At 62.9% G+C, this 22490-nt stretch carries 23 protein-coding genes and 1 tRNA gene; 9 read left to right on the top strand and 15 right to left on the bottom strand.

Annotation, left to right across the window (positions count from 1 at the left end; translation table 11 throughout):
* Positions 1 to 62: 62 nt before the first annotated feature.
* Positions 63 to 2381, bottom strand: coding sequence for an exopolysaccharide transport family protein (locus FJ954_RS16265; RefSeq protein ID WP_140661955.1), 2319 nt, complete (start codon positions 2379 to 2381; stop codon positions 63 to 65).
* Between the two features lie 253 nt (positions 2382 to 2634).
* On the opposite strand from FJ954_RS16265, the gene FJ954_RS16260 reads away from it, so the two are divergent.
* The 5 genes from FJ954_RS16260 (at position 2635) to FJ954_RS16240 (ending at position 7360) form a co-directional block, all read left to right on the top strand.
* Entirely contained in the window at positions 2635 to 3198 is a 564-nt protein-coding gene (locus tag FJ954_RS16260; RefSeq protein WP_041163468.1) for a polysaccharide biosynthesis/export family protein, read from the top strand.
* Positions 3199 to 3208: 10 nt separating this feature from the next.
* Entirely contained in the window at positions 3209 to 4339 is a 1131-nt protein-coding gene (locus FJ954_RS16255) for a glycosyltransferase (RefSeq protein ID WP_140661954.1), read from the top strand.
* A gap of 86 nt (positions 4340 to 4425) precedes the next feature.
* Positions 4426 to 5961, top strand: coding sequence for an undecaprenyl-phosphate glucose phosphotransferase (locus FJ954_RS16250; RefSeq protein WP_140617042.1), 1536 nt, complete (start codon positions 4426 to 4428; stop codon positions 5959 to 5961).
* Positions 5958 to 7247 carry an O-antigen ligase family protein gene (locus FJ954_RS16245; RefSeq protein ID WP_140661953.1) on the top strand — a complete coding sequence of 430 codons (1290 nt, stop codon included), beginning with the start codon at positions 5958 to 5960 and terminating at the stop codon, positions 7245 to 7247. The genes FJ954_RS16250 and FJ954_RS16245 overlap by 4 nt, the downstream gene beginning before the upstream one ends.
* A 36-nt stretch (positions 7248 to 7283) precedes the next feature.
* Positions 7284 to 7360, top strand: a tRNA-Pro gene (locus FJ954_RS16240).
* A gap of 99 nt (positions 7361 to 7459) precedes the next feature.
* Here FJ954_RS16240 and FJ954_RS16235 read toward each other — a convergent pair.
* Together FJ954_RS16235 and FJ954_RS16230 are read right to left on the bottom strand one after the other, a co-directional pair.
* Positions 7460 to 7921, bottom strand: a complete 462-nt coding sequence (locus FJ954_RS16235) for a YbaK/EbsC family protein (RefSeq protein WP_140617044.1) — start codon at positions 7919 to 7921, stop codon at positions 7460 to 7462.
* Positions 7922 to 8122: 201 nt separating this feature from the next.
* A complete protein-coding gene (locus FJ954_RS16230) occupies positions 8123 to 8407 on the bottom strand; it encodes a helix-turn-helix transcriptional regulator (protein WP_015318224.1) in 285 nt (94 codons plus the stop codon).
* Between the two features lie 273 nt (positions 8408 to 8680).
* Here FJ954_RS16230 and FJ954_RS16225 point away from each other — a divergent pair, with 273 nt between their 5' ends.
* Positions 8681 to 9295: a hypothetical protein gene (locus tag FJ954_RS16225; RefSeq protein WP_140661952.1), complete on the top strand. Its 615-nt coding sequence runs from the start codon at positions 8681 to 8683 to the stop codon at positions 9293 to 9295.
* Between the two features lie 272 nt (positions 9296 to 9567).
* Here FJ954_RS16225 and FJ954_RS31575 read toward each other — a convergent pair whose 3' ends face one another.
* From FJ954_RS31575 to FJ954_RS16190, 8 genes are all read right to left on the bottom strand, one after another.
* Positions 9568 to 9705: a hypothetical protein gene (locus FJ954_RS31575; protein ID WP_157163662.1), complete on the bottom strand. Its 138-nt coding sequence runs from the start codon at positions 9703 to 9705 to the stop codon at positions 9568 to 9570.
* A 255-nt stretch (positions 9706 to 9960) separates the two neighbouring features.
* Complete coding sequence (locus FJ954_RS16220; RefSeq protein WP_015318227.1) at positions 9961 to 10263, bottom strand: hypothetical protein; 303 nt, start codon at positions 10261 to 10263, stop codon at positions 9961 to 9963.
* Between the two features lie 88 nt (positions 10264 to 10351).
* Positions 10352 to 10891, bottom strand: a complete 540-nt coding sequence (locus FJ954_RS16215) for a MerR family transcriptional regulator (protein ID WP_015318228.1) — start codon at positions 10889 to 10891, stop codon at positions 10352 to 10354.
* Positions 10892 to 11106: 215 nt separating this feature from the next.
* Positions 11107 to 11430, bottom strand: coding sequence for an integration host factor subunit alpha (locus tag FJ954_RS16210; protein WP_010915609.1), 324 nt, complete (start codon positions 11428 to 11430; stop codon positions 11107 to 11109).
* A 101-nt stretch (positions 11431 to 11531) separates the two neighbouring features.
* Complete coding sequence (locus tag FJ954_RS16205; protein WP_015318229.1) at positions 11532 to 12503, bottom strand: beta-ketoacyl-ACP synthase III; 972 nt, start codon at positions 12501 to 12503, stop codon at positions 11532 to 11534.
* Positions 12504 to 12512: 9 nt separating this feature from the next.
* Complete coding sequence (gene plsX, locus FJ954_RS16200; protein ID WP_041163469.1) at positions 12513 to 13583, bottom strand: phosphate acyltransferase PlsX; 1071 nt, start codon at positions 13581 to 13583, stop codon at positions 12513 to 12515.
* Between the two features lie 113 nt (positions 13584 to 13696).
* Complete coding sequence (locus tag FJ954_RS16195) at positions 13697 to 14245, bottom strand: DUF177 domain-containing protein (protein ID WP_015318231.1); 549 nt, start codon at positions 14243 to 14245, stop codon at positions 13697 to 13699.
* A gap of 3 nt (positions 14246 to 14248) precedes the next feature.
* Positions 14249 to 14791, bottom strand: a complete 543-nt coding sequence (locus FJ954_RS16190) for a ubiquinol-cytochrome C chaperone family protein (RefSeq protein WP_140661951.1) — start codon at positions 14789 to 14791, stop codon at positions 14249 to 14251.
* Between the two features lie 114 nt (positions 14792 to 14905).
* On the opposite strand from FJ954_RS16190, the gene FJ954_RS16185 reads away from it, so the two are divergent.
* The 3 genes from FJ954_RS16185 to FJ954_RS16175 all read left to right on the top strand — a co-directional run bounded on the left by FJ954_RS16185 (position 14906) and on the right by FJ954_RS16175 (position 17121).
* Complete coding sequence (locus FJ954_RS16185) at positions 14906 to 15421, top strand: outer membrane protein assembly factor BamE (RefSeq protein WP_140661950.1); 516 nt, start codon at positions 14906 to 14908, stop codon at positions 15419 to 15421.
* A 154-nt stretch (positions 15422 to 15575) separates the two neighbouring features.
* Positions 15576 to 16121, top strand: coding sequence for a dTDP-4-dehydrorhamnose 3,5-epimerase family protein (locus tag FJ954_RS16180; RefSeq protein ID WP_015318234.1), 546 nt, complete (start codon positions 15576 to 15578; stop codon positions 16119 to 16121).
* A 16-nt stretch (positions 16122 to 16137) separates the two neighbouring features.
* A complete protein-coding gene (locus FJ954_RS16175) occupies positions 16138 to 17121 on the top strand; it encodes a glycosyltransferase family 2 protein (protein WP_140617050.1) in 984 nt (327 codons plus the stop codon).
* 106 nt (positions 17122 to 17227) lie between these two features.
* Here FJ954_RS16175 and FJ954_RS16170 read toward each other — a convergent pair whose 3' ends face one another.
* The 4 genes from FJ954_RS16170 to FJ954_RS16155 form a co-directional block, all read right to left on the bottom strand.
* Positions 17228 to 19369, bottom strand: coding sequence for a sodium-translocating pyrophosphatase (locus FJ954_RS16170; RefSeq protein ID WP_140661949.1), 2142 nt, complete (start codon positions 19367 to 19369; stop codon positions 17228 to 17230).
* 263 nt (positions 19370 to 19632) lie between these two features.
* Positions 19633 to 20382, bottom strand: coding sequence for an ABC transporter permease (locus tag FJ954_RS16165; RefSeq protein WP_015318237.1), 750 nt, complete (start codon positions 20380 to 20382; stop codon positions 19633 to 19635).
* Positions 20379 to 21317, bottom strand: coding sequence for an ABC transporter ATP-binding protein (locus FJ954_RS16160; RefSeq protein ID WP_140661948.1), 939 nt, complete (start codon positions 21315 to 21317; stop codon positions 20379 to 20381). Before FJ954_RS16160 ends, FJ954_RS16165 begins: the two co-directional genes overlap by 4 nt.
* On the bottom strand, positions 21314 to 22477 hold the full coding sequence (locus tag FJ954_RS16155) for an ABC transporter permease (protein WP_140661947.1): 1164 nt from the start codon (positions 22475 to 22477) through the stop codon (positions 21314 to 21316). Before FJ954_RS16155 ends, FJ954_RS16160 begins: the two co-directional genes overlap by 4 nt.
* Positions 22478 to 22490: the final 13 nt, after the last annotated feature.

The following is a 22490-nucleotide window of genomic DNA, read 5'->3' as shown; positions in this document are numbered from 1 at the left end:
ATATTCGATGTGACGACGCTGGAACTCGAATAGACCTGATGGGCCTCTGAACAGCTGTTATCTCAAGCAGCCGAACGCCGCCCCGGCACCGGATTGCCTGGCGGCTCGTGGCCGAGCGGCGTCACCAGCGTCAGGTCGGGATAGCCGCTCTCGATCAGCTTGACCGCGGCCTGCGTCACCTCGTCGTCGGCCTCCAGCATGGACAAGAACACCTCGGTGGCCTCGCCGCCCAAACGGCTGATGCCTTGTGCATCGGCCGGCCCGCACTCGACCACCACCAGATCGTAGGCTGTTGTCAACGACTGCATTATGATCGGCAGCCGATCGGCGGCACGCATGGCACGGACCGGATCGGCGGTGCCGACGGGGATGACATGGCAGTCGGAATAGAGGTCGCCATGGATCACGTCGCTGAACTGCGCCTGCGACGCCAGCAGATTGGTGATGCCGGGGAAAAGCCCGCTGTCCAGCATCGGGCGCGAGGCAGCCCCTGAGGCAGTGAGGTCGAGCAGCAGGACGCGCAGTCCGGCGTCGGAAACCTCGCGCGCCACCAGGATCGCCGACGCCGCCGCTTCATCGCCCTCGGGGGAAACGAATATGGCGCGCGCGGCCCCGCTGGCGATCAGCTTCTCGGCTGCCTTCTCGACGTCGATCTCGCCGAGCACGGAGCGCGGCCGCCGAACCTCCACGGGTTCCGGCTCAGCCATGGGCTCAGGCTCTGCCACGGGTCCAGATTTGGTCAAGGATTCGGATTTGGCCAACGGTTCAGGCTCGGCGATAGGCTCCGCTTTGGCGACGGGCCCGAACTCGGCGGCAGGCCGCGGCTGCGCCGGAGTTTCCGTGACCGTTTCGGGCCATGATACGTCGGCGGTGCGAGTGGCGCGCTCAGTGGCGACAGCCGGTTCGCGGCCGGTGGACGGCTCCTGATAGGCGGCCGGCGGCATCGTCACCTCGTCGATCGGTTCAAACCGCGCGCCCCTGGCCGGGCGCATGGCACGGCCCGAGAAAAGCTCCCGCAGCAGCGTGAACACGGCCGCCAGCAGAAGGGAAGCCGCGGCGGCAGCACCGACGATCGGCCCGACCTTGGGGAAGTATGGCTCTGCGGGGACCGAAGCCGGTGAGGCGATGCGGGCGTCGACCGGGATATAGTTGCGATCCTGACGCGACGCCGCCTCGCGATAATTGGTCAGGTAGAGTTCGAGCTGCTGGCGCTTGGCGGCGGCATCGCGCTGCAGCGCGTCGAGACCGACCTGCTGCTCACCGGCCTGCGCCGAAGCAGCCTTGAGCGTGTTGACGTCGGCGACGAGCTGGCTTTCGCGCGCCTTGGCGGCATCGGCCTGCATCGCCAGGCCCTTCATGATCTTCTGGGCTTCGCTGCGGATCTGCGCGTCGAGATCGGCCAGTTGCGATTTGGCCGCGCGAACACGCGGATGATTGTCGAGCAGCGTCGTCGACAGATCGGCGATGTTGGCGCGCAGCTCGACCTGGCGCTCCCGCAAGCGCTGGATCAGATCGGAAGACAGCACTTCCGGCAGCGAATCCAGCGATCCGCCGTTCTGCAGCGCCTTGCGCACGCTCTCGGCCGTGCCTTCGGCCGCGGCCCGGTTGGCCCGCACCCGCGACAACTCGGTCGACAGCTCGGCCAATTGCTGGGTGGCCAGGGTGGAATTGTTGCCGCCCATCAGGAGGTCGGACTGCGAGCGGTAAGCCGCGACCTTGGCTTCGGCATCCCTGACCTGCTTGGACAGGTCGGCGATCTCGGGCGCCAGGAAGTCGGCGGCGGCGGTGTTCGATTCGCTCTTGGCCGCGCCCTGCCCCGCAATGTACGCGGCGGCAATGGCATCGGGGATGGCGGCCGCGAGCTTCGGATCTTCCGAGGAGAACTCGATGGCAATGATGCGAGTCTTTTCAACGCCGTAGACGTTGAGCTTCTCGCGCATCTTCTTCAGGACACGTTCATCGGCCGGAACATCCATCGGGTCGTTCTTAAGGCCAAGCAGGATCAGCACGCGCCTCAGCGACGACATGTTGATCGTCTCGTCAAACTCGGGCAGTCGCGACAGGCCGAGCTTCTGCGCGACCTGCTTGAGGATCTCGTTGGACGAAATTATCTGGACCTGGGTAGCAACGCCCTGCTCGTCGAGGATCGGCTTGTCGCTGTCTGGATTGCTGCTGGCGGGCCGCGTGTAGACCGATTCTCGCGGGGCGATCTCCACCTGCGTCTGGGCCTTGTAATGGCGGGTCGCGAACGATGCAGCCACGAAGGCAAGCCCAGTCACCACCAGAACGAAGACCAGAATCCGCAGCCAGTTGCGTCCCAGGCTGGCGAAGAGCTGCCTAAGATCAACGTCGACGTCTGCGGCCGCGGATTGAACGGACATGCATCCCTACTCCGAAACTGGATCAGCATGCACCGTAAACAACTATGGTAACCCAGCCGTTAAGACCACGGTAAGCTTCCGTTAGGATTTTGCCGGGGCCGACAAAAAATCGATAAAATAGCAAAACCTTGCCTGCTAAAACGCTATTGGCGCGCTCCTTTACCGGCCATTAACCCTAACAGGATGATAACGGACCCGATCCCAGATGTTTGCTGCGACATCGCAGCGGCCAGTCGAAGGTACCTGTCCGGTCATGAAAAGCACTGCTTCCCTGTTTCGCGCACTGCTTGCCGTTTCGATGCTCGCCGGCTGTTCCAGCTACCGGCCGACGCCGGCCGCCTTCCACGAGGTCCTCGAACAGCCCTATCGCCTCGGCGCAGGCGACCGGGTCCGCGTCACTGTGTTCGAACAGGAGGGCCTGACCAACAGCTACAGCGTCGACCAATCCGGTTATATCTCCTTCCCGCTCGTCGGCGCCATACCGGCACGGGGCCATACCGCCCAGCAGATGGAAAAGGAGATCGCCGACAAATTGCGGCAGGGCTATCTGCGCGACCCCGACGTCTCGGTCGAGATCGATCGTTACCGGCCGATCTTCGTCATGGGCGAAGTGGGCGCCGCCGGCCAGTATTCCTACGTGCCCGGCCTGACGGTGCAGAAGGCCATCGCCATTGCCGGGGGCTTCACGCCACGCGCCAACCAGGAGAGCGTCGACATCACCCGCGATATCAACGGCAAGGTGATAACTGGCCGTGTGGTCACCTCCGATCCCCTGCTGCCGGGAGATACCGTCTACGTCCGCGAACGTCTGTTCTGACAGACACCTCGTGGCGGACAAGCTCAGGATCGTCCACTGCTTTCGCTCACCGGTGGGAGGAATTTTCCGGCACGTGCGCGACCTGGCGGAAGCGCAGGTCGCCGCCGGCCACATGGTCGGCATCGTCTGCGACTCGACCACCGGCGGTGAATTCGAGGAGCATCTTTTCGGGCAGATGAAGGACATGCTGGCGCTCGGCGTTCATCGTACGCCAATGCAGCGTCACGTCGGCCCGGGCGACCTCGCCTCGGCCCGGCGCACCTACAGGATCATCAAGGAATTGCGGCCGGACGTGCTGCACGGACATGGCGCCAAGGGTGGCGCCTATGCCCGTCTGTTCGGCTCATTGTTGCGGGTATCAAGGTCTCGCGTAGCCCGCCTCTATTCGCCGCATGGCGGCTCTCTCCACTATGACGAGAACACAGCCACCGGAAAGCTGTTCTTCGCGCTCGAGTATCTCATGGCGCGCTTCACCGATTGCCTGCTGTTCGTCTCCGACTACGAGCGGCGGACCTACCGCAGGAAGGTGGGCGAACCGCCGATCCCGAACACGCTGGTCTACAATGGACTTCGCACCACCGAATTCGAGCCTGTAGCGGCCAGGGCCGATGCGGCTGATTTGCTCTATATTGGCATGATGCGGGACCTCAAGGGCCCGGATATCTTCATCGATGCCCTGGCCGCCGCCGCTCCCCGGCTCGGCCGCGCACCGAGTGCGGTGATGGTCGGCGACGGCGACGACCTGCCCCGCTACCACGCGCAGGTGAAACGCCTCGGGCTTGAAGACAATGTCCGTTTCCTGCCGCCAATGCCGGCCCGGGAGGCCTTTGTGCTGGGGGCGCTCGTCGTCGTTCCCTCGCGCGCGGAAGCCATGCCCTATACCGTGCTGGAGGCACTTGCCGCGGCAAGACCTGTTATCGCGACCTCGGTCGGCGGCATACCGGAGATTTTCGGTCCAAGCTCCCCCGCCCTGATTCGCCCGGATCCGGCCGAGCTCGCCGACAAAATGAGCCAGGCGCTGGGCGACCTTGCCACCTATCGCCGATTGATGCCTGACGAATCCACGCTCAGGGCGCGCTTCGGCGCCGACGTCATGGCCGCCGAAATCGAGAAGGCCTACTTCGCCGCGCTCGCAAGTTAGCTCGGGCCCTTCCAAAGCCACAGGTTGTTTCAAGGGTTTCTTAGCTCTCTTTTGCTAATCACCTTGGGAAGCTTGCGGACTGTTCCATGAACGAGATCGACCCCGCGCACCGCTTTTCATCAGAAGCGGTGCGTCACTTCGACGGGCCTGCCGATGGCGACAAGCCCGGCGGCATGAACGACGTTGCCCGGCAGGTCGCGTCGCAATACCGGCGCGATACGATGTCGCCGATCATGGTCAGCGGCGTGCTGCGCATGGTCGAATTCGCGGTGCTGTTCGTTTCGGGGCTCGGCGTCTATTTCTACTATGTCGGATTCTTCAATTATCTCGCCTGGCAATATCCGCTGACGATCGCCGCCGCATCGTTCCTCGCCGTGGTGCTGCTCGATGTCACCGATTGCTACCAGGTGGTGTCCCTGATGCGGCCGCTCGCCAATTTTGGGCGCATCCTGCTGGTCTGGGCCGGCACCTTCGCGCTGATGGCGCTGACGGCATTCGCCATGAAGATGTCGCAAGACTATTCGCGCCTGCTGTTCGGCACCTGGTTCGTCGTCGCCTTCATCTGCCTCTACGGTCTCAGGCTGGTGATGTCGAGGCTGATCCGGCGCTGGGCGCGCGATGGCAGCATGGAACGGCGCGCCGTCATCGTCGGCGGCGGCAAGGCGGCGGAAGTGCTTATCCGCTCGGTGGAAAAGCAGCCTTACAACGACATCCGCATCTGCGGCATCTTCGATGATCGCAACGACAAGCGTTCGCCATCCCTCGTCGCCGGTTATCCCAAGCTCGGCACGATTTCGGAACTGATCGAATTCGCCCGCATTGCCCGCATCGACATGCTGATCGTGTCGTTGCCGCTAACCGCCGAATCGCGCGTGCTGCAATTGCTGAAGAAACTGTGGGTGCTGCCGGTCGACATCCGGCTGTCGGCGCATTCCAACGCGCTGCAATTCCGTCCGCGCGCCTATTCTTACATCGGTTCAGTACCGATGCTCGACATCTTCGACAAGCCGATCAACGATTGGGATTCGGTCGCCAAGCGCGCCTTCGACATCATCTTCAGCCTCATCGGCATCGTCGTGTTCTCGCCTGTCATGCTGGCCGCCGCGATCGCCATCAAGCTCGACAGCAAGGGACCGGTGCTGTTCAAGCAGAAGCGGCATGGCTTCAACAACGAGATCATCGAGGTCTACAAGTTCCGCTCCATGTACACCGACCGGTCGGATCCGACCGCCAAGCAGACGGTGACCAAGAACGATCCGCGCGTCACCCGTGTCGGCCGCTTCATCCGCAAGACCTCTATCGACGAACTGCCGCAGTTCTTCAACTCGCTGCTGGGCTCACTGTCGCTCATCGGTCCGCGCCCGCACGCCATTGCCGCGCAGTCGCACAACCTGCTCTACAACGAGGTGGTCGACGGCTATTTCGCGCGCCACAAGGTCAAGCCCGGGGTCACCGGCTGGGCGCAGATCAATGGCTGGCGCGGCGAGATGGACACCAATGAAAAGATCCGCATGCGGACGGAATACGACCTCTACTACATCGAGAACTGGTCGCTGCTTTTCGACCTGCGGATCCTGTTCCTGACGCCGGTCCGGCTCTTGAACACGGAAAACGCCTATTGAGCGCGATCAGCCATGATCTGCCGCGTGCGGCGGTCAACGCCAAGCTGATCACGCTGATCTCCTCGAGCGCGGTCGTGCTCGGCATTCTTCTGTCGGGCTTCGTCATCAGCGAGCCGGCGCCTTACGAAATCTACATGGCCGCGCTGATCGCCATCTGGGCGCTGTTCGGCCTGAGGATATCGCGCGCGGCCATGCCGCTTCTGGTGCTGCTGGTGACGATGAACATCGGCGGCATGATTTCCATGACGCAGATGGCGGATCTCGCCAACACCCCGCTTTATCTTGCCGTGTCGCTGTTTCTCGCTTTCAGCGCGGTGTTTTTCGCATCGGTTACGGCCACGCAGCCGAACCTCTACCGGCTGATCTTCAATGCCTATGTCGTTTCGGCGGTGGCGACGTCGCTGCTTGGCATAGCGGGCTATTTCCACGCCTTCCCCGGTGCCGAAATTTTCACCAAATACGACCGCGCCGCCGGCGCCTTCCAGGACCCGAATGTGTTCGGGCCGTTCCTGGTGCTGCCCGGCATCTATCTGCTCTATTTGCTGCTGACGGGCCCAGTCACGCGCATGCCGCTGCTGGCTGTGCCGCTGCTGATCATCAGCGCCGGCATCTTCTTCTCCTTCTCGCGTGGTGCCTGGGGCATGTTCGCGGTCTCGGCCATCCTGCTCACCGGCTGCCTGTTCCTGCAGAGCGCCAGCGGCATTTTCCGGCTCCGGGTGGTGATCATGACGATCGCCGCGCTGTCGCTGCTGGCCATCGCCATCGTCGTCATCTTGCAACTGCCCGGCGTGTCGGAGATGTTCTCCAACCGCGCGCATCTGGAACAGAGCTACGACACCGCACGCCTGGGCCGCTTTGCCCGCTACACGCTCGGTTTCCAGATGGCGATGGAGCACCCGTTCGGCATCGGGCCGCTGGTCTTCGGCACGATCTTCGGCGAGGACACACACGACATCTGGCTGAAGATGCTGATGGACTATGGCTGGCTCGGCTTCGTCTCGTTCCTGACGCTGGTCATCTGGACGATCTCAGCCGGATTCCGCATCCTGCTGCGTGACCGGCCATGGCAGCCTTACCTCCTATGCGCCTACGTCGCCTTCATCGGCAATGTCGGGCTCGGCACCTTCATCGACATCGACCACTGGCGCCATATGTATCTACTGCTCGGCTTGATCTGGGGCGCCATAGCGCTCGAATACCGCCATCAGCGGCTATTGCGGCCGGTATTGCCGGGTCCACCAGCCATCACATCGGCACCGGCACGATTAACGCCGAATTTCGGTTGACCCGAGCCGGGTTATCACGATACATCGCGACCGGTCCGGAGTGTAGCGCAGCCCGGTAGCGCACTTGACTGGGGGTCAAGGGGTCGTCGGTTCGAATCCGGCCACTCCGACCATTTTGAAGCAGGACTTGCCCCCAAAAGTCCGCCCTGCCGCATCACCCAATTTTCGAATCGCGTGTTCCTTTGCCCGCCGGCTCTGGATTGGATCCGGCGCTACGCTTGGCACACATCGACCCACTCGGCACCGGTAAGATCGGCCATGCGCTGTGGTACAATCCGGACAGCGGCATTGGTGGCGCCGGCGGCGGGGACGACTTCGTCGAATTGGCGCAGCGAGACGTCGCAATAAACCGGCAGCGGCGACGGCAGGCCGAACGGGCAGACACCGCCGACCGGATGACTCGTGGCAGCGACAACCTCTTGCGCGTCCAGCATGCGTGGCTTGCCGCCAAACTGGTCCTTGAACTTGCGGTTGTCGAGCCTGGCGATGCCGCTGGTCACGACCAGCATGGTGCGCTCGCCGACGCGAAGGCAGATCGTCTTGGCGATCTGCGCCGGCAACACACCATGCGCCTCCGCCGCCAGCGCCACCGTCGCCGAACTTGATTGCGTGACGACGACCTCGATATCAGGCGCGCGAGCCGCGAAGAAGGCACCGACGGAATCCAGGCTCATGTCGAAAAACTCACGGTTCAGACCCGCTGCACGGCGGATGCGATTGGCGCGGATGGGTGCCGCGCATATGGACACGTGCAATCTGCAAACCGGCAAGTTCTGCAAATCGGCAAGCCCGGCCTGCAGGCGAACGCCATGGCATCCACAAGAAGCCCGCCAAGCGGACCTTGGCGGGTTTCTCGCGCATGCCTGGCGCCGATTCTATGCCTGAGGCCGGCCTTGTGCGGCCAGCGTCGGTACGGCGGAAGCAATAGGAGCTTCCTGCGGCAGACGAAGCGCGGACGCAATACGACGCAGCTTCGCCGGGTCGGCCGCCCGGCCGCTCTCGATATCCTCGATTTCTTCGACCGAGAGGCCGCAGGTCAGCGAAAGCGCTTCGAGGCTGTACCCGCGCGTTTCCCGCATTGCCCTGAGGGCGTTGTAGTCCGGTCCGATCTCGTTGGCTAATGGTTCGGAGGGGGCGTGGCTTTTTGCATTGTTGGGCATTGGCAACTCCGTTGGCTGAAAGCGTTTGATCAAAATGGGATGTTGCCTGAGACGAGCAGGAAGATGCCCTCTCGCCAGCGATTTGCCAAGCGCCAATCTGGCCGTCACGGCATCGTGACCCGGATGCCATGGGGCTGCCACGCCCTGTCCCGATCAAGTTGTTTTGAACGCGCGAGCGGGTTTTGCCCGGCAGTTTCGCCCCACCCGTTCGTTATCTCGACGTCGCTGGCGTGAACCATTCCTTCCAGCCAGCCTTTCCCAAAGGATACTCCAATGAGCCTCAAGACACCTCTCCTCGTGCTCGGCACGATTTCCATGCTTTCCGGCATCGTCATGGCCAGCGCGCAGGCGGCGGACACATTGCGCGTGCGCGGCACGGTGGTCAGTTTCGAGCCGTCGCTGCTGACCGTGAAAACCCGTCAAGGCGACACGGCCGCGATCAAGCTGAAAGACGGCTGGAAGCTTTCAGGCGTCGCCAACGCATCGGTAAAAGACATCAAGCAGGGCGATTTCGTCGGCATCGCCTCCGTCTCCAAGGCTGACGGCGGCAGCGGCGCGCTGGAAGTGGTGGTCTTTCCAGCGGCCTTGAAAGGCACTGGAGAGGGTGATCGCCCCTGGGACCTGGAGCCGAACAGCCGCATGACCAACGGCACCGTCGCGGACGTCACCGACATAAACGGGCGTGCCGTGACGCTGACCTATGACAATGGGCAGACGAAGAATATCTCGATCCCCGACGGAACGCCTGTCGTGACTTTCGCGCCGGCCGCCCCGACCGATCTCAAACCAAGTGCGACGGTCTTCGTTACCGCTCAGCGCGAGGCGGACGGCACGCTGAGTTCCAGCCGCGTCGTGGTCGGAAACAATGGTGTGATCCCGCCCATGTAAGCCAAAGCAGCCGGCTTCGGCCCTGGCAATCATGGGGCAGGAAGCCGGTTCCTGGGAAACAGTTCAGAAACAAGATTCTACAATCGGGAAATACTGACGAAAAAATTCAGGAGCGTAATTCCGTTCGCGGCGGTCGGGATATCGGCCCGATCGTACCTGCTTGCAAAAAAGGAAACGATCCAATGAAGAAATCCCTCCTCTCGGCCCTCGGGCTTGCAGCTGCAATCGCTTTCGCGGTGCCGGTGGTCGGCGCGACAAGCGCGGACGCGGCCTCAATGGCAAAGCATCATCACCATCGTCACCACCATCATCACCGTCACCATCATCGCCACCACCATCATCACATGAAGAAGATGGGCAACAAGGCCTAAGCACCGCAACGAGAAGACCAGCCCTGGCTTCTTGTCCAAGGCTGGTTTTCTCCTGGTCACAATGCCAGGCCGGGACTACTGGACAAACCCGGCCATCGCCGCGGAATCGAGCGGCTGTGGCGGATCGATCGATCCGCCTTTCTGCACCGGCAGCACAGCGGTGCCGTGCGCCTCTACGCCGACGCGCTTCGGCCAGATTCCGGAGCGGTATCGCAAACCGCTGACGTCAATGGGAATAGCGGCCGCGCCGGAGGGCGAGCCGCCATTTTCTCTCTGGAAATTCTTGGGTAGCAGTCAGCGCCGGCTGAACAGCAGGCTGGCGACCAGACCGAGTACGACAAGGCCGACCGCTGCGGCCGCCGCCGGATGTTCGCGTGCCGATTTCTCGATCACCCTGCCCTGTTTGCGGATTGCCGGCATGGCATCGCGCAGACGCTCCGCAAGATCCGAATACGTATCAAGAGCAGCATCACGGCCGTCTTCATAGTAAGCGCCACCCCGCTTCGACACTGCCTTGCGCAACGCGGCGAGTTCCCTCGAGAGAGCCGCGACCTGCTTTTCGAGGTCGATGTCCGAAAGGGTCGAAAATGATGCCATCATGCGTTTCCTTGTCTTGCAGAAGGAAACGTAACGCCTCACCCCAAAGCGAGTTCCAGTTTCGAGGCTTTAAAGCGCTTCGCGGCGGTCAGCGCACCTGGTCGAGCAGGCGCTTGCATTCCAGGAGGTCAAACAGCGCTTCCTGCAGCAGCGCGCGGTTGTCACGCGAGAGCTTCGACGCGTCCGGCGCAACCGGACCTTCCTCGTCGCCCTTGCCCAGGCCGAAAAAGCGGCGGCTGGGCTTGACCCTTGGCTGGCCAACCAGTTCGTCATCTCCGCCGCGCGGCTGGGCTGCCGGCGTCAACGGCACCTGATCGGCCTGCTTGCGCTGCGAGATCGCCTCGACGGCGGCCATGTCGCCATTGCCGATGGCGACCAGGAAATGATTGCCGTTTTCCCGCAGCAGCTTTTGCACGCCCTTGATGGTGTAGCCCTGGTCATAGAGCATATGGCGGATGCCCTTGATCAGTTCGACATCCTGCGGCCGGTAGTAGCGGCGGCCGCCGCCACGCTTCATCGGCTTGATCTGGTTGAAGCGCGTCTCCCAGAAACGCAGCACATGCTGTGGCAGGTCGAGATCTTCAGCGACCTCGCTGATGGTGCGGAAGGCGTCAGGGCTCTTGTCCATGGGCGAAATCCTCACGCTGGCGTGTAGCCCGGAACGGTGCTCCGACGAGATCCCGCTCAACAATGAGAAGAGCTTGTTCCGCAGGTGCGGAATCGATCACAAGCCAGAACACCCATCCGGCCATGCTGCCGAATCGGGTCTTATTTCAGCGGTTTGTGAAGCAATATTCAAGTCCGCCGTTGTCGCGGAGCCGGTTTTCAACCGTGCAATGGAGGCTATTTGCCGCCCTTGGCCTTGCTGTTCTGGTGGGAACGCAGGATGCGGTTCTTCAGGACGTTGGACGATTTGAAGGTCATCACCCGGCGCGGCAGGATCGGTACTTCCTCCCCGGTCTTGGGATTGCGCCCGATCCGCTCATTCTTGGAGCGGACATGAAATGTCGCGAAGGACGACAGCTTCACCGTCTCGCCGCGCACGATCGCTTCGCAGATTTCATCCAGCACCGCCTCGACGAGTTCGGCGGATTCAGTGCGCGACAGACCGACCTTTCGGTAGACGGCCTCGGCAAGGTCGGCGCGCGTAAGTGTCTTTCCCCCCATGCGACCGTCCCATCAGCTCAAACATAAAATCGGCACAACAACGGCAGAGCCTAAGTAATTGATCCGGCAAGGTCAAGGACCGAAACCGGACCGTTCTGCACTTACCAGCGAACCAGAACGGCGCCCCAGGTGAAGCCGCCGCCCATCGCCTCCAGGAGCACCAGATCTCCCTTCTTGATGCGGCCGTCGGCGACGGCCACCGACAGCGCCAGCGGTACGGAAGCAGCCGACGTGTTACCGTGCAAATCGACGGTCACCACCACCTTTTGCTCAGCTATCCCGAGCTTTTTGGCTGAAGCGTCAATAATCCGTTTATTGGCCTGGTGAGGCACGAACCAGTCGAGATCGTCGGCGGTAATACCGGCGGCCGAGAAGGTCGCCTCGATGACATCGGTGATCATGCCGACCGCGTGCTTGAAGACCTCGCGTCCCTCCATGCGCAGATGACCGACCGTGCCCGTCGTCGACGGTCCGCCGTCGACGAAAAGCTTTTCCTTGTGCGAGCCGTCGGAACGCAGGCTGGCCGCCAGGACGCCGCGATCGGCGATCGTGCCGGCCCCCTCACCGGCTTCCAGAACGACCGCACCGGCGCCATCGCCGAACAGCACGCAGGTCGAGCGATCGCTCCAGTCGAGGATGCGTGAGAAGGTCTCCGAGCCTATCACCAGCACGCGCTTTGCAAGGCCACCGCGGATGTAGAGATCGGCTGTCGTCACCGCATAGACGAAACCCGAGCATACCGCCTGCATGTCGAAGGCAAAACCGTGCTGCATGCCGAGCCGGTTCTGGATCTCGACCGCGGTAGCCGGGAACGTGTTGTTGGGGGTCGAGGTCGCCAGCACGACCAGATCGATGTCGCCCGGGGTCAATCCCGCATCAGCAAGGGCGGCACGCGCCGCGGCCTCGCCCAGCGAAGCCGTCGTCTCGTCATCAGCCGCGATATGGCGCTGGCGGATGCCGGTGCGCTGAGCGATCCACTCGTCGGAGGTCTCGACCATACCTTCAAAATCGGCATTCTTCATGATGCGGCGGGGCAGCGCGGCGCCCGTGCCGCGCACAACTGATCTGATCAAAATTCTTTCCTATTCCCTTGCGTCGGTAACGACGTCGGATTTCCTTGATGTCAGGGCATGCGGGTTGCGCGCATGAAACAGGTCGAGGTCGGCCTCGATGCGATCAAGCAGATTGTTGCGCACCATGTCATAGCCGAGTTCGATCGCCGCGGCGAAACCGTCCGAGTCGGCACCGCCATGGCTTTTGACGACGATGCCGTTCAGCCCCAGGAAGACGCCGCCATTGGAGCGGCCGACATCCATCTTTTCGCGCAGACGGTCGAAGGCGCCCTTGGCAAAGACATAGCCGATCTTGGCCATCAGGGTGCGGCTCATCGCGGCGCGTAGATAGCCAGCTATCTGGCGCGCGGTGCCTTCCGCCGTCTTGAGAGCAATATTGCCGGCAAAGCCTTCCGTCACGACGACGTCGACCGTACCCTTGCCGATATCGTCGCCTTCGACAAAGCCATGGTAATTCATCGAGGCCATATTGGCTTCGCGCAACATGCGTCCCGCCTCCTTGACCTCTTCCTGGCCCTTGATCTCCTCCACACCGACATTGAGCAGGCCAACCGTGGGTCGGGCGATGCCGAACACGGAACGCGCCATGCCGGTGCCGAGAATGGCAAAATCAATGAGCTGGTGCGCGTCGGCGCCGATGGTGGCGCCGACGTCCAGAACCACGCTTTCGCCGCGCAATGTCGGCCATAATGCCGCGATCGCCGGGCGGTCGATGGTCGCCATGGTGCGCAGGCAGAATTTAGACATCGCCATCAGCGCACCGGTATTGCCGGCGGAGATGCATGCATCCGCAGCGCCCGACTTTACCGCCTCGACCGCCTTCCACATCGACGATTTCCAGCGGCCATGGCGCAGCGCCTGGCTCGGCTTGTCATCCATCCTGACCGCGATCTCGCAGTGGAAGAACTCGCTGACCTCAGCCAATTTGGGGAATTTGGCGAGTTCCGGGCGCACCAGTTCCTCACGTCCGTAGATGACGAAGCGGATGTCGGGACGGCGGGTCGCGACCGTCATGAGCGCCGGAATGACCACGGCTGGTCCGTGATCGCCGCCCATGGCATCGATGGAAATCCTGATCACGCGGTATTCATCTCACGGTTAGGCGGCAAGTCGTTTTAGTGATCGCAAAGGTTCGGCGAAAATAGCGGTTTTAGGCTGTCGCACAACCGACTTTTCCGTCGGGAGCGAGGTTTTCAGGATTTTCGCAGCAAGGATCGCAGTTTTTGCTGAAATTCATTCTCGGCCGGTCCGGTGTCGTCATCGGTGCCAATCGAGGCGCCAGGCTTGCGCGGATACGGATCGATGGCCAAGCCGAAGAACTGTTCGGCAAGTGCCCCGACATCGATGGTGTCGCCCGAAAATGTCTCGGGACTGTCGGGGCCGTCGGCATCGAGCAGGATTTCGCCGCCACCTTCGAATCCCTGCCGTCCGAGTTTGGAGTCCTCGGGCAAGAGCAGCGCCTCGAACGGCTCTTCAACATGCGCTTCGATGGGGTCGAGCGTGACGATGCAGGCCTGGGTAATGTCCGCCTCGACACGGCCGCTGACCTTAACGCCGTTGCGCTTCCATGACGTAACCAGCAGTTCGGCGCGATAGGCTTCGACCGACAGCAGCCCATGGGTCTCGGCAAGTGCCGCGCGCTGCGCGGCATCGGCCTCGATCACAACCGGCAGCCCTTTGTGCGGCAGACGCGCGACATTGGCGAAAAAGGATACCGGACTTTGCATATCCACGTGTTTCATCGATCAGCCTCCGTTGGCTACGGGAAACGCCACAGTGCCGGCAACGATCGATTCGGTCGGCTGCGCACTCAGTTGCCGGCTGGCGTCGGCGACATACCCGGCCAAACGTGACGCTTCCGGCCAGCCGCCGGCGTCGGGACGGACATTGCGGGCAAGTGCCGCGGTCAGACCGTCATGGTCGTTTCGTTCCAGCGCATCATCATAGGCGGCGGTGCGGCCATAGAACATCTTCGCCAGCTTCTTCATGCGTTTTGGCACACCCACGTCACCAATGCCCAGTTCCCGCAGCGAATGATCGACGTCGAGAAAGAATTCGTCGATCAGCACCTGCGCGATCTCTTGCGCCACGCCGTCCTCTCCGCGCAAGCGGTGCTGGACCAGGAACATGTGCAGCGAAAGCATCTCGAAACGGCCAAGCGGCGTGTCCGGCACATTCCAGTGGGAATAAAAACCAGTCTGCCGCGCCGCCGCCACGATTTGTGCGTAAAGCGCGTCGGTGATGGCGCGGTTGGCGTGGCGTTCGCGGCCAAAAAGGCGCTGGAACATGGGGATGGTCTCCGGGGACCGTTTGTTGAATTGGCCTTGTTGCATCGGCAAGCAAGCTGGTTTACCGGTTTTGCGGCCCAGCGCAAGTTGCGGCGATATAATGGAGAATTGTTGTTGCGCGCGCTGAATTTCAAGTTGGGTTTCAATTCCAGGGCTGCCGGCGCGATCTCGCTGCTGGCTATCGTAGCGGCGCTGTCGGCATGCCACACCAACAAGATGATCGGCGACCTCAATCCGAGCGAGACGTTCACGCAAGGCTATGTCCTCGATCAGCAGGCGATCGATTCCGTGCCGGTCGGTTCCAGCCGCGAGCAGGTGCTCCTTGCACTCGGCACGCCGTCGACCACGGCGACTTTCGACAATGAGGCGTTTTACTATATTTCGCAGACGCGCAAGCGCTACGTCGCGTTCGACAAGCCGAGGCTGGTCGACCAGAAAGTGCTGGCGGTCTATTTCGGCCCGGACAGCCGCGTCACCCAGATCGCCAATTACGGCTTGAAGGACGGCAAGATCTTCGACTTCATTTCGCGCACCACGCCAACCGGCGGCAAGGACCAGAACTTCCTCAGCCAGATCATCAACGGCGCCAGCAAGCTGGCGCCCGGCATTCCCGGCGGCGGCACCCCCTGATCCCTAGAATCCTGCTTCCCTGACTTTGGGGAACAGAAATGTCTCAGGCGACCAAAAACCCGTGGGAGCGATCCCACGGGTTTTTGTTAACGGGGCCCGGCTTGCCAGTGATGGGGCAAACCCATATCAAACCGTCAGGCTGGGGGATTTGGACATGAGCAGTGACGACCATGCGATGCCGGTTGGCTGGATGGCGACCGGGACACCCGACCGGCAGACGGTGACATCAGACTGGCTTGCCATCGATCCGCCGTCGATCGATGGCGTCACAATCAAGGAAATCAGGCCGGTCGCTACATCCAACGGCTATCTGACCGAGGTCTTTCGGGATGAGTGGGGACTTGATCCATCGCCTGTCGGCCAGGTGTTTCAACGCACGATGTATCCAGGCGCGGTAACCGGCTGGCATGCGCACAGGGTGACGCTGGATCGGCTCTTCTGCTGTGCCGGCAGCGTCCGCATATCGCTCTATGACGGCCGGAAGGCTTCGCCCAGTTTCGGCACGGTGTGGCACAAGATACTCGGCGCGTTGCGGCCGGCGATCGTCATAATCCCGCCAGGCGTGTGGCACGGCGTGACGGCACTCGGGCCGGAGATCGCCCTGCTGCTCAATCTCGTCGACAAGGCCTATGCCTACGACGCGCCCGACCATTGGCGCCTGCCACCGGACACCGAACAAATCCCCTACAAGCTGGTGTAGCGTGGAAGGATCGCGCTTGTTCGATGCAACAGGGCAGCGCGTGCCGCTCGTCTCGGTGGTGATCGCCACCCACAATCGTCCCGCAGCCTTGCGACAGACGCTGTTCAGCGTCTTGCGCCAGACGCTGCAGGATTTTGAAATTCTGGTGATCGGCGACGACTGTCGCCCTGAGACACCGGCGATCATCGCCGAATTCGCCGATCCGCGCATCTTCTATATCGACCTGCCCGTCAATTTCGGCGAGCAATCCGGCCCCAATAATATCGGTTTTGCCAGGGCGCGCGGCCGGCTTGTCGCCGTGCTCAATCACGACGACCTCTGGTTTCCGGATCATCTGGCGGCAACCACGGGATGGATCGATGCGACCGGCGCGGATGTCGTCATCGCTCGTGGCGCCATCATCGAACCGGTGCGGACGAGAGACGATGCTCTCAAGACCTCGATTTACGGAATGGGCAAAGACGGTTTTTACGATCCCGTCGTCACGGCCGGATACGGATCGGCACAGGTGGTCAGGCGGGCGTCGCTGGACTGGCTCGGCCCCTGGCGGCCTGCCAGCGAATGCTCATGCGAAAGTTCGCAGGACTGGCTCTTCCGGGCCTGGCGAAAGGGAGCCGTGATCGCGACCATGCCGCACCTGACGGTGCTGAGTATCTTCTCCGGCCAGCGCAGCGGCAGTTATCTCGAAGACACGGCAATGGAGCAGGAGGAACTCATCGACCGCATGCGCATACCGGACGACCTGCGTGTCAACGTTCTTGCCGCGGCGGCGGTGCCGTCTCGCCTGAAGAAATCCAGTTATCTGAAACGCAGGGTTTGGGCTGCATGCGGCGTTCATCCGAGATCCGTCGAGTTTCGCCGCAAATACCAACGCGGTGCTTTTGTCTCCATGCTTCGAAAGGTACGCGGCCTGCCGCCCATGCCTGAACGGGAGCCGACCGTGGATGATCTGTTGGCTATGTACCGCAGAGGCAGCAAGCGGGAAGAAACCGGAGAATAGCGGCTGTCGCGCACGCGGCGCCCAGATGCCGGACCAAGCGACCAGTCAGCTGACATGAAAAAACCCGCGGGGATCGCTCCCCGCGGGTTTTTTCAACCGCTCCCGCTCAGCCGTGCGCGAGCACGGCCAGCAACAGGAGCGCCACGATGTTGGTGATCTTGATCGCCGGGTTGACCGCCGGGCCGGCGGTGTCCTTGTAGGGATCACCGACGGTGTCGCCGGTCACCGAAGCCTTGTGTGCCTCGGAGCCCTTGAGGTGCTTGACGCCGTCCTTGTCGGTGAACCCGTCCTCGAACGACTTCTTGGCGTTGTCCCAGGCGCCGCCGCCCGAGGTCATCGAGATGGCGACGAACAGGCCATTGACGATGACGCCGAGCAGCGAGGCGCCGAGCGCGGCGAAGGCGGACGCCTTCGAGCCCGAGATCAGCAGCACGCCGAAATAGACGACGAGCGGCGCCAGCACAGGCAGCAGCGACGGGATGATCATCTCCCGGATCGCCGCCTTGGTCAGGAGATCGACCGCACGCGCATAGTTCGGCTTGGACGTGCCGGCCATGATGCCCGGATCCTCGCGGAACTGCTTGCGCACCTCCTCGACGATGGCGCCCGCCGCGCGGCCGACCGCCGTCATGGCGATGCCGCCGAACAGATAGGGGATCAGGCCACCGAAGATCAGGCCGGCGACGACGTAAGGGTTGGAGAGATCGAAGGAGATTTCGCCCATGCCCTGGAAGTAGGGATATTTGTCGCCATTGGCGGCAAAGAACTTCAGGTCGTTCGAGTAGGCCGCGAAAAGCACCAGCGCGCCGAGGCCGGCCGAACCGATGGCGTAGCCCTTGGTTACCGCCTTGGTGGTGTTGCCGACCGCGTCGAGCGCGTCGGTGGAGCGGCGCACTTCCTTGGGAAGGCCCGCCATTTCGGCAATGCCGCCGGCATTGTCGGTGACCGGGCCGAAGGCGTCGAGCGCCACGATCATGCCGGCGAGGCCGAGCATGGTGGTGACGGCGATCGCCGTGCCGAACAAGCCGCCGAGCTGGTAGGTGGCGATGATGCCGCCGACGATGACGATTGCCGGAAGTGCCGTCGATTCCAGCGAGACCGCGAGGCCCTGGATGACGTTGGTGCCGTGGCCGGTCACCGACGCCTGGGCGATGGAGTTGACCGGGCGCTTGTTGGTGCCGGTGTAGTACTCGGTGATCACCACGATCAACCCGGTCACCACGAGGCCGATCAGGCCGCAGATAAACAGGTTCTTGCCGGTGATCGTCATGCCGGCGACGGTGCCGACCTCGCCCCAGCCGAGCGTGGCCGAGGTGGCGACGCCGAGGCCGACGATCGACAGCAGGCCGGTCACGATCAGGCCCTTGTAGAGCGCGCCCATGATCGAGCCGTTGGAGCCGAGCTTGACGAAGAAGGTGCCGACGATCGAGGTCAGGATACAGGCGCCGCAGATGGCGAGCGGATACAGCATCGCCGCACCGAGGACAGCGGTGCCGCCGAAGAAAATGGCGGCGAGAACCATGGTGGCGACAACCGTCACCGCATAGGTTTCGAACAGGTCGGCGGCCATGCCGGCGCAATCGCCGACATTGTCGCCGACATTGTCGGCGATGGTGGCCGGGTTGCGCGGATCATCCTCCGGAATACCGGCTTCGACCTTGCCGACCAGATCGCCGCCGACATCGGCACCCTTGGTGAAGATGCCGCCGCCGAGACGGGCGAAGATCGAGATCAGCGAGGCGCCGAAGCCGAGCGAGACCAACGAATCGATGACGATACGATCGTTTGGCTGAAGACCCATGAAATGGGTCAGGACGAGATAATAGATGGAAACGCCCAGCAGAGCGAGGCCGGCCACCAGCATGCCGGTGATGGCGCCCGACTTGAAAGCGATGTCGAGGCCGGCGGCGAGGCTGTTGGAAGCCGCTTGCGCGGTGCGTACATTGGCCCGCACCGAAACATGCATGCCGATGAAGCCGGCGGCACCCGACAGAACGGCGCCGATCAGGAAGCCGATGGCGGCGGTGATCGACAGCAGCCACCAGGCGAGCACGAGCACGACCACGCCGACGATGGCGATGGTGGTGTATTGGCGCGCCAGATAGGCCTGGGCGCCTTCGCGGATGGCGGCGGAGATTTCCTGCATGCGTGCATTGCCCTGATCGGCCGCGAGGACCGAACGTGTCGCCCAGATGGCGTATAGGATTGAAAGCAGGCCGCAGGCGATGACGGCGGAAATAATGGTCATTGCCGAATTTTCCTCGATTGTTGGCCCAAAAGAACCCCTCCCTGGGCCGTTGAGACAAAGACCGGATTCCGCGCGCGGAATCCACCTCTTCGCATCGGTGTATGCGAAACAGGGCCGCGAACGTCAAGATATTGTTCAGTTTTTGCCCGGCTTTCGTCCAAAAGGCAAAACCCGCGACGGCAGAGCCGAAAGGGCCTTCGATTTAGATCGATTGAAATCACGCTAGGGAACCATCCGAGGCAAGACCTCCGTCTCCCCGAGGATCATTCCGCTTCGCGACCCATCCGGCGCGCCGTGTAGCGCTCTACCGCCGACAGTCCGTCATAGATCAGCACGGCAAGGGCCGCCACGATCAGGCCGCCCTGCAGGATGAAGGCGAGATTGTTGGATAGCAGGCCGGCGATGATCACCTCACCGAGTGTCTTGGCGGCCACCGTCGAGCCGATGGTGGCCGTGGCCAGGCTGATCACCACGGAGAGCCTTATGCCGCCAAGGATGATCGGTGCACTGAGCGGCAACTCGACCTTGGTGAGCCTTTGCCAGCCGGTCATGCCGGCGCCACGCGCCGCCTCGACGACGTTAGCCGGCAGCGTCGTCAACCCGGTCAGTGCGTTCTCGAAGATAGGCAGCAGTCCATAGAGAAACAGCGCGATCAGCGTCGGCTTCTCGCCGAAGCCGACTGCCGGCACGGCGAGCGCCAGCACCGCCACGGGCGGAAAGGTCTGGCCGATGTTGACCAGGCTGCGCGACAACGGCAGAAATTCGACGCCAGCCGGCCGGGTGACGAGGATGGCGAGCGCCACCGCGACGATGGTGGCGGCGACGGTCGCGATCAACACGGTGCGCAGATGCAGCAGCGTCAGCGTTAGCAGGCTGCCCTGATTGTAGATTACGGGAGCGTTGTTTTCGGTCAGCGGCTTCAGCAACGGCTCGAACCACCCCGGACTGGTGATGAAGGCAACAAGCAACACCACCAGCGCAAGCCTGAGCAGCAGCGGCAGCCAGGCCTTCATGCCGGCCTCGCCGCGCGCTTGATCAGTCCGTCGACGGTGACGCGGCCGATCGGCTTGCCGTCGGCACCCTTCACCGGCAGCGCCGGCCTGCCGGACCAGAGAAGTTCCGCGAGCGCGTCACGCTGGCTGGCGTCGCCGGGGATCGCCTCGCCTTCGGCGCCGCCCTGCTCCACCGCATCGCGTACCCGCCCCAGCGACAGTAGCCTGAATGGTTTTTCGCTGGCTCCGACCAGGGTTTCGACAAAGCTGCTGGCTGGGTTCGCCAGGATCTCCGCCGGCCTTGCATATTGCACGAGCTTGCCGGCATCCATCACCGCGATCTTGTCCCCCATGTGCACGGCCTCCTCCATGTCATGAGTGACGAGGATGATGGTGGTGCCGAAGCGCTTCTGGATTGCCAGCAGATCTTCTTGCGCCTTGGTACGGATGATCGGGTCGAGTGCGCCGAACGGCTCGTCCATCAACAGCACGTTGGGTTCGGCGGCGAGCGCGCGGGCAACGCCGACGCGCTGCTGCTGGCCGCCGGACAGTTCATGCGGGTAGCGCGGCCCAAATTCCTGGGGGTCGAGTTGGTAGAGCGTCATCAGCTCGTCGACGCGGGACTTGATGCGTGCCTTGTCCCAACCAAGCAGCACCGGCACGGTAGCGATGTTCTGCGCCACCGTGCGATGCGGAAACAGGCCGTGGCCCTGGATGGCGTAGCCGATGCTGCGGCGCAGTTCGTACCCCGGCACCGATCGATTGTCGGCACCATCGAGCTTGATGACGCCGGCGGTCGGTTCGACCAGCCGGTTGATCATGCGCAGCAGAGTCGTCTTGCCGGAGCCCGAGGTGCCGACAATGACACAGACCGTGCGCGGCTCGACGACCATCGAGACGTCGTCGACGACAGTGGTCGCGTCATAGCGCTTGGTGATGCCTTCGATTTCGATCATGCCGTTTCAACCCTGCGCTTGGTGGCGGTCATTTCGATCACGGCGTCGAGGATGATGGCGGCGGCAAAGGCGAGTGCCACGGTCGGCACTGCGCCAAGCAGCACCAGGTCCATCGCCGTCTGGCCGACCCCCTGGAAGACGAACACGCCGAAACCGCCGCCGCCGATCAGCGCGGCGATGGTGGCAAGGCCTATATTCTGCACCAGCACAATGCGGATGCCGGTGAGGATCACCGGAAAGGCCAGCGGAAACTCCACACCGAACAGGCGCTGGCGGTCCGTCATGCCCATGCCCCGCGCCGCGTCATTGGCGGCACGCGGCACGCCGGCAAGGCCGACCACGGTGTTGGCCACCACCGGCAGCAGCGAATAGAGGAACAGGGCGACGAAGGCGGGCGCCGTGCCGATGCCCCTGATACCGAGCGCGGCGGCCCCCGGAACGTGGGCCGCGACCCAGCCAAGCGGCGCGATCAGCAGCCCGAACAGCGCGATCGAGGGAATGGTCTGGATGATGTTCAAGACGTTGAGGACGCCGGCCCGCAGGCTCTCGACACGGTGGCACAGGATGCCGAGCGGCAGGCCGACGATCACGGCGGCAAGCAACGAGCCGAGAGCAAGGGTCACATGCTTGGAGCCTTCGGCCCAAAAGCTGTCGGCGCGGTTGGAGTATTCCTTGAGGATCGAGAGGCTGTCCCAGCGTCCCGAAATCAGCAGCAAGCCGATGGCCAGCGCCGCAACGACAAGCACGCCGACGCGCGCCGAGGGCGACAGGTTGAGCCGGGTCAGCACGTCGGCGAGCAACAGCGTGAAGGCGAAGATGAGAATCCAGAAGCCGGATGCCGGCGAGACCCGAGCAAAGGTATTCCCGGCTGGAGTGAGGAATGTGCCGGCGACGCCGATGAGCAGCGCCAGCGCGACAAGCGTCACGACGCTCGCCGCAAGGCGCAAGACGAGCGGCGTTTTGAGGAGCGCGATGATTGCCGCCGCGACAATGATTGCGAGCAGCAACGGCCCTATAGCCTGCGGCAGCGCCTCGACGATAGAGCGTGCCTGGCCGGGAACGATGCGGTTCGCGCGGAAGGTGGCGAACGGCGCGAGAGACGCGGCGTAAGCAGCGAGTGCAGCGATGACCACGCCGAGCTTATCGAAACGCGGGGCCATAAGGCGCCTCGCC

This window comes from Mesorhizobium sp. B2-3-15 (genome assembly GCF_006442875.1).
In the GTDB taxonomy this organism is placed as follows: domain Bacteria; phylum Pseudomonadota; class Alphaproteobacteria; order Rhizobiales; family Rhizobiaceae; genus Mesorhizobium; species Mesorhizobium australicum.
Note: the sequence above shows the minus strand (reverse complement) of the source record. Positions and strands in the feature narration are given on the sequence as shown.